This is a genomic window from Haloarcula sp. H-hyl6, assembly GCF_056934455.1.
Map to the genome: position 1 here is coordinate 283,000 of NZ_JBRIIK010000005.1, position 6,758 is coordinate 289,757.

General features: G+C 53.4%; 5 protein-coding genes and 1 pseudogene. 4 read left to right on the top strand and 2 right to left on the bottom strand.

From position 1 onward, the window contains the following. Positions 1-89: 89 nt before the first annotated feature. On the bottom strand, positions 90-1,202 hold the full coding sequence (locus Hhyl6_RS23670) for a transposase (protein WP_483741650.1): 1,113 nt from the start codon (positions 1,200-1,202) through the stop codon (positions 90-92). 678 nt (positions 1,203-1,880) lie between these two features. On the opposite strand from Hhyl6_RS23670, the gene Hhyl6_RS23675 reads away from it, so the two are divergent. Further along, entirely contained in the window at positions 1,881-2,171 is a 291-nt protein-coding gene (locus tag Hhyl6_RS23675; protein WP_483741651.1) for a winged helix-turn-helix domain-containing protein, read from the top strand. Between the two features lie 154 nt (positions 2,172-2,325). Here Hhyl6_RS23675 and Hhyl6_RS23680 read toward each other — a convergent pair whose 3' ends face one another. Continuing rightward, positions 2,326-2,592 (bottom strand): hypothetical protein, encoded by a 267-nt coding sequence (locus tag Hhyl6_RS23680; protein ID WP_483741669.1) that lies wholly within the window; start codon positions 2,590-2,592, stop codon positions 2,326-2,328. On the opposite strand from Hhyl6_RS23680, the pseudogene Hhyl6_RS23685 reads away from it, so the two are divergent. From Hhyl6_RS23685 to Hhyl6_RS23695, 3 genes and pseudogenes are all read left to right on the top strand, one after another. Further along, positions 2,551-3,063, top strand: a pseudogene (locus Hhyl6_RS23685) (transposase); the annotation flags it as partial. The gene Hhyl6_RS23680 and the pseudogene Hhyl6_RS23685 overlap by 42 nt on opposite strands. Before the next feature lie 262 nt (positions 3,064-3,325). Next, on the top strand, positions 3,326-5,518 hold the full coding sequence (locus Hhyl6_RS23690) for an MGH1-like glycoside hydrolase domain-containing protein (RefSeq protein ID WP_483741652.1): 2,193 nt from the start codon (positions 3,326-3,328) through the stop codon (positions 5,516-5,518). Between the two features lie 118 nt (positions 5,519-5,636). Next, the gene (locus Hhyl6_RS23695; protein WP_483741653.1) at positions 5,637-6,692 is read left to right on the top strand and encodes a TrmB family transcriptional regulator; all 1,056 of its coding nucleotides are present in this window, start codon (positions 5,637-5,639) and stop codon (positions 6,690-6,692) included. Positions 6,693-6,758 lie beyond the last annotated feature (66 nt).

Sequence of the window (6,758 nt, forward strand, 5' to 3'; positions counted from 1 at the left end):
GAGGGAACGCCGCCGAAGGTGGCGTTCCCGAGCGATGTCACTCTCGACTGGCGTGCTGACCGGTCATCCCGGTCACCGCTTGCTGGACACTAGCCGTACGCGTTCGCAACTACCAGAGTTCGGAAGATTCGAGTCGAAATCTGCGGCTTTCTCGAAATCGGTCCGCCAGAGATCAGAACGTTCGCTAACACCCACAGATTGTACAACGAGACAGCGAACAGAAAGTAGAACAGCCGCACCGAGAACGTCGACGACGACGTTCTCGGCAGGAAGTCGCCGATCTGGCGGTACGAGGTTTCAATTCCCCAGCGACGGCGGAACGCCGCCGCGTACGCTTTGGCCGTCTCACGCTCTACGTCGAGGTTCGTGACGAACCAGACGTGTTCGTCCTCGTTCGTTCGGTGTGGCACAGCGAACACGGTGACGTCGACCGACGCTATCGGTGGCCGCTTTCGCTGCATCTGGTAGGCATCGACGACCGTCTCAGCGCCGGCGCTGAGACGGGCTTTCATCCCCGTACTCGGCCTCGCACGCACGATGTAGTCGACTTCTAGCTGTTCCAACTCCGCTACAACATGAACCTGGTAGAAGCCCCGGTCGAGATAGGCGTGTCTGATCGAAACATATTGACGTGCTTCGCCGATGAGTGAGCGAACGGCTTCCTGCTTCGCACGGAAGCCGTTCGCGTCCATCGGTATCGTAGCGAGCGTGAATCGCACGCCTGGAGCGACGATACATAGCGTTGCAAAGCAGTACGCTCGGTTCGTCCCGAGATCGGGATAGGTGATGAGGACGTGGTCGGTGTCGGCCGAGCCGTAAAACCGCCACTCGTGGAGGTCGATCGCGACGTCAACACGAGGAGGAAGCAACCGAAGTGACCGAAGCACCTGGAATAGGCGGTCGCGGACGCCATCGAACTGGGCGTCGATGGCGTCCGCGTCGAGGTGCCGGAGGTGGTAGAGCAGCGATTTCGCGAGTGGGTTCCGAGCCGTCGACGTGACGTCGACCGGCTCGGACCGGTCCAGTTGGACAGTCTTACCGCCGGTGTTCGCGAACTCCTGGTTGAAGGCGATACGAGAGAGGACGTGCTCGAAATCCTCTCTCGTGTAGGTTCCACACGGTTTGATATCGAAGTTCAGTGCCGGGTAGAGAAGGGTTGAGGCAGCACGACAGACCTGGTTTGCTTCAGCTGTGTCGACCATGTCGTCGACTACGACTCAAGTCATCAGCTAGGTTCGGCAACTACTGTTCACGGCGGGGAGGAGGTCAAGACTACTCAGTTGTTGTATAAATTGTCTGTGGCCGATACGGGCTGCCGTAGTACATACCGGTTGGATAGGTGATGGAGTTCAGGCATGGGCGGTTGCATCTGGGGGTGGGTAGGTCCAGGCCTGAACTCCTGAGCAACACATGACAGGACCTCACATAAGTGTTGGTGTGGACCAGTGGCCCACGAACCTATCCTTTGCACGAGCAAATTTTGTTATATCCTTTGAAATGGGAGTAACTGAGTCTTATAGCTTTCGCGGCTGAATGCTGTCGATACCCACTGACGAATCGATATCGGGAACGCCCACACGTTCTCGCTACCAGGCTGTCCATCGACGCCGGCGTCGTGATAACGCGTCCGACACCATGGGTTGCGCTCGTAATCAGCGACCTGCCCTTCGCGGTAGATTGCTGAATGATAGTGTGTTCTGTATTAAGTAGGATGGTGAAATTAGAGAAAGAAACAATTGGCTACCCTCAACAATCCTCGAATTTGGAGTGACTTATCCACCGAAACAATCAGCGCTGTTAATCAGCTACCAATCAGAAGATGCTCATTCATGGCACATGACGGGAGACTACACTCAGACTCGGCAGGTGAAGATTCACCTATGACGTCCGACGAGCAGTGGGACCACGTCAGCTTCGTCATCAGTTCTCGCTATCGTGTTGCCACATTGCAACGCCTCGCAAAGGGGCCCGCGACACCGTCGCTCATTGCTGATGAAACCGGACTCAGTATCGCACACGTCTCCCGAGCACTCCAAGAGCTACGTGATGGGGAGCTCGTCACGCTCTTGGTCTCTGAAGACCGCCGAAAAGGGCGGGTCTACGGCGTGACCGACGCCGGCACGGAGGTCTGGGCCACGATCGAGGATCAAAACATGATCGACGTCGAGTGACAGCTGGCAGTGAGAGCTGTGGCTGCGAGATGAAGAGACAAACCCACCACTCATGCGTTTTTAGTTAAGAGAAGAGCCGCATGACAGCAGCGACTTATCGAGGCTTCTGTTCGAGAGAACTGAGGAGGCGACGGTTGTGCCCACCAAAGCCTCCTCATCGAGAATCATGCGTTGGCTTACTATACTGTTTCCCTCTGAGTTCCGTGGCGTGGCCGAGTGAGACGGCAAGCTTCAGATTTCGGTTCTCGTGTTCGGCTCCGCCGCAAGCGAGAGCCGAACACTCGCTGGATTCAGACGTAGCTATAACTTGACTGCCGACGAGCCAATCTCTCCCGGTGGCTTCTATCACCGGCCGACGCCAGTACACGCAGAGTACCTCCACGTCGTCGGCGTCCTCATTACGGACGCCGACGACTACCATCCCTACATCACGAATCCACCGAGAAAAAAGTATCTTCCGTCGGATCTAGCAATGTTGTATCGGTGTCGATAGGGGTAGAAACGCTGTTCCGTGAGGGGAAGACACAGTACCAACTGGATGAGTTCGAAACGAGCAACCCTCTTGTCGTGGAGATCTTGCTGTATGCGACACTGATGTCGCTACTGGTGAGTCGTAATCTATTGAATCTGGTCACCGACCAAGCAGACGACGAACTCGTGTCTCCACCGGAACGCTGGGCGGTGACCTTTCGGTCGCATGACCAACTCATCCTCCATAAGCTAGGTGAGTGTCTTGGCCATTCGCCACTGTCGCTGTTGGAGAGGCTGACCAGGGACTTACAGACGTCCACCAGCACCGACTGATCTTGCAGGAAACATCGTTACCCCTACGCAACTGAGGTGTGAGTCTTACTACAGACGAATGCCCAGCGCTTCAGCGGTAGGTCGCTGACACAGTCATGGCAGCGCTCTCGATCGCTGCGCTGTTTCTCGTAACGTCGCTCCTACTGAGTTGCGAATGGAGTCTCAATCTGACGGAGAGACAGCCACGATAATGAACGAACTACCGCGTGAAAATTTTAGAAAACCCTTATCAGACCCACTCTCAACCCACTCAATCGGGCCATGGGCGTTACTGACACATGAATGAAACGCCATGGCTGACAGACGGCAGATGTGGGAATCCGATTCAATAGGATTGGAACGCATTCACGATGACAAACAACGATGCAACAAATACAGGGCTGATGTACAACCGCCGCCAAATACTCCAACTAGCTGGGATTGCTGGAGCCGGAATACCACTTGCAGCAAACAACGGTCGTGCAAGTCCCTACCCGCCGTCCCTTCCCGGTGGAACCCATCCGACCACCTTAGATCATTACGGGGTACCCGATTCGGCACTCCCCGACGCCAATATGGATATCACTCCGTTCACCGACCAAGGTGCTTGGCACGGCTACGCCCTTCCTAATGAAGATGACACATCTCACTACGGAGGTTTTACCGGTCCACTGTATATCGCGCAAGAGTACTCGTGGTTCCTGAGTGAAGCATTCAGCCAGCTTACTCTTATAGACAAGCAGACCGACGAAGTACTTCAATTGGCTGAGGCTGAGAGTGCTGACTTCGAGTCATATCCAGGAGTGTTGGCCCAGGAATTCACTCTTGATGGGCTGAGAATCCGAATGGAACTCCGATTTGTGACGAACCGAACAGCACTTGTGACTGCTGACATAGAGAATACTGGTTCAAGGCAGCGGCTTTTGAACGCGGAGTGGTCCGGTTCCCTGCTCGAGAACCAGTTCGATGCCCCGAATCTTGTGGAGAGCACCGAAGGCATTCGTGTTGATTTCGACCACGTCAGGGAGACGTGGTCGTATATGACCAGTGGCGAAGAGCGATTCCAGGTCAGGCACAATCGCCCTGTGAAAACCACAGTCAGTGGAAGTGAATATACGGCTGAATTGACGCCGACGATCACACTCTCACCCGACGGTCAGGAACGTCTGGTGTGGACAGAGTCGTATACGTTCACAGAGCAGGGTGCCGATATCGAAGCCGAGCGGGTTGATGCAATTCTCCGCCAACCAGACGAATACATACAACAGGTGACTGACCGGTGGAATGAGTATCTTGATCAGATCGAAGAACCCGGCTCTTCTACGTACGAAGAAGTTGGCATCAAGGCTGTAGAGACCCTAATTGGTAACTGGCGAAGTCCTGCGGGAGCCATCGAAACCGATGGCATGACTCCATCGATAGCATACAAATGGTTTGCTGGTGGGTTCTGGGCGTGGGATACCTGGAAGCAGGCTGTTGGCACGGCCCGGTTTGACCCGTGGTTGGCTAAGCAGATTATCAAGTCGATGTTCGACTATCAGTTCACTCGAGACTCTGCTACCCGACCGCAGGACGCGGGCATGATACAGGACCTAATCGCGTACAACAAGCCAGAAGATGGCGGCGGGAATTGGAACGCTCGGAACTCCAAACCACCGCTCGCTGCATGGGCAGTTTGGGAAGTCTACCAGAATGATAACGACGAGGAGTTCCTTCAGGAGATGTATCCCCAACTCGTCGCATATCATGACTGGTGGTATCGGACGCGTGACCACGATGGTAATGGGATCGCCGAATACGGCGCGACTGTGCACCCCCAAAACGAGAGTGACGATGCCATTGTAACTGCTGCTGCTTGGGAAAGTGGGATGGACAATGCACCGCGGTTCGATGATTCCGAGGTGCTTGAGAACCGTCACAATGGGAACAGAGTTGGCTACTCTCTAAATCAGGAGTCGGTCGACCTCAACGCATACCTATACGCTGAAAAACGATACCTCGCCCGTATTGCGGGCAGGTGTGGAGAGTATGCAGAGGCACAGCGCTATCACGACGAAGCCGAGAAGGTTGCGGACTACATTCGGAGACACATGTTCCACGAGGGAAGCGGCTTCTTCTATGATATCACAATGGATGGAGAACCACTGATTGACGCTCGTGGAGTGGGACGGGCAATCGAGGGGGCAATACCATTATGGGCCGGTGTCGCTACGCAGGACCAGGCAGATGCTGTCGTCGAAACGCTCCTTGATCCGGAAGAGTTCAATACGCATCTACCCTTCCCGACTGTGTCCCGTTCAGCGTCTTCGTTTCACCCAGAGTCGTACTGGCGAGGGAACGTTTGGCTCGATCAAGCAAAGTTCGCAATCGAGGGATTGGCTAAATACGGATACGATGAGCGGGCAACCGAGCTAACAAGAAAGCTGTTCCACAACGGTGAAGGAATCCTCGGTGATGAGCCGATTCACGAGAACTATAACCCGCTGACCGGGGAACGGTTAAATGCACCCAACTTTAGTTGGTCTGCTGCGTCTCTATTGACGCTCTATCAAGATTATCTCTGAGACTGGGTGCTGGTCACTCACGTAGAGACTATCACCTCATCCCCTCTCTCAGTGTAGTCATAAAACGTATCGCGGGTGGACGAGAAACGCACCTATAGAACGTAGAACACTTACTTGTATGACTTCCCACGACGATAAAATAATAGAAACACTATCCAAGATTGGTCTGACAGAAAAAGAGATCAATGCGTACATCGAGATCGTCGCAGCCGGCGAACTCAGTGCAAAGGAATTGGCTTCCAGAGCCGATGTCTCTCATCGGTACGTCTATCGATTGGCAGAAAATCTAAAGCAGCTCAATTTGGTTCATGTCGATGATCACCTATCACCACTTAGAATCCGAGCTCGATCACCTGCCGATAGATTAGGTGATTTAGTGGATGATTTGCAGTCTGCTCGATCCCATCTCGATGATCTATATTCGACAGCCACCCCAGCGGACAATTTCATTAATGTTCTTCGCTCAAGAGAGGCTACGATAAATCATATTGAGCAGTATATTCAGGATTCTGAAGAGGAATTAGTCGCGGCACTCCCGTTTCCAGTTGTTCGGCAATTGCGCGACACCCTCTCAGAAGCGTACTACGATTGTACGTTCATTGCGCTGCTTATAACGGGTGATTTGGACACAGCGTATAAATTAGATTATGGGGGCTTTGCCCAAGCAGTCCGGTTTACGAACCAGCCAGTTCCAGCCTTTCTCGCCGTGGATCAAGTGAAAGGAGTGAGTGCGTCAGCAGGATTGTTTGATTGGCAGCGTAACGAAAGCCGTGCTGTTGTCTTTGAGAATCGGGATATTGGAAACGTATACTCGAATTCCTTTTTCGGGAATTACTGGATGCTTGGTGAGGAGGTCGCCTTTGCTTGGCGCTCCCGGTTACCTGAGACCTATGACAGCTTTTTGCGAGCAGTGTATGATGCGACGATTGCACATCGGGCAGGACAACAACTTAGAATTTCTGCTCAGGTTACTTCGCTAAATAGTAGTGATAACAAAACCATATCAGGTCAGTTAGTTGGTACAAATCAGGGGCTTATCGAGCCTCACAACTACCAATTCGGTACTGAGAGTCAGATTGTGGTGGATACTGGTGGACGACAAATCCGACTAGGCGGCCCAGAATCTCACCTTGCGGACTATCGGACTCATCATCTCAGCTTTGAGAAATTGTGAACTGCCTCGGAGTCAAATAGTTCGATATGCTGTCAGTATCGTTGTGCGAGGCTACCATGTAGTCGA

Bases quoted from the DNA above. Each gene is read 5' to 3' on its own strand.
- Hhyl6_RS23680 (WP_483741669.1), bottom strand. From the start codon at position 2,592: ATGGTAGTCGTCGGCGTCCGTAATGAGGACGCCGACGACGTGGAGGTA.
- Hhyl6_RS23670 (WP_483741650.1), bottom strand. From the start codon at position 1,202: ATGGTCGACACAGCTGAAGCAAACCAGGTCTGTCGTGCTGCCTCAACC.
- Hhyl6_RS23690 (WP_483741652.1), top strand. From the start codon at position 3,326: ATGACAAACAACGATGCAACAAATACAGGGCTGATGTACAACCGCCGC.
- Hhyl6_RS23675 (WP_483741651.1), top strand. From the start codon at position 1,881: ATGACGTCCGACGAGCAGTGGGACCACGTCAGCTTCGTCATCAGTTCT.
- Hhyl6_RS23695 (WP_483741653.1), top strand. From the start codon at position 5,637: ATGACTTCCCACGACGATAAAATAATAGAAACACTATCCAAGATTGGT.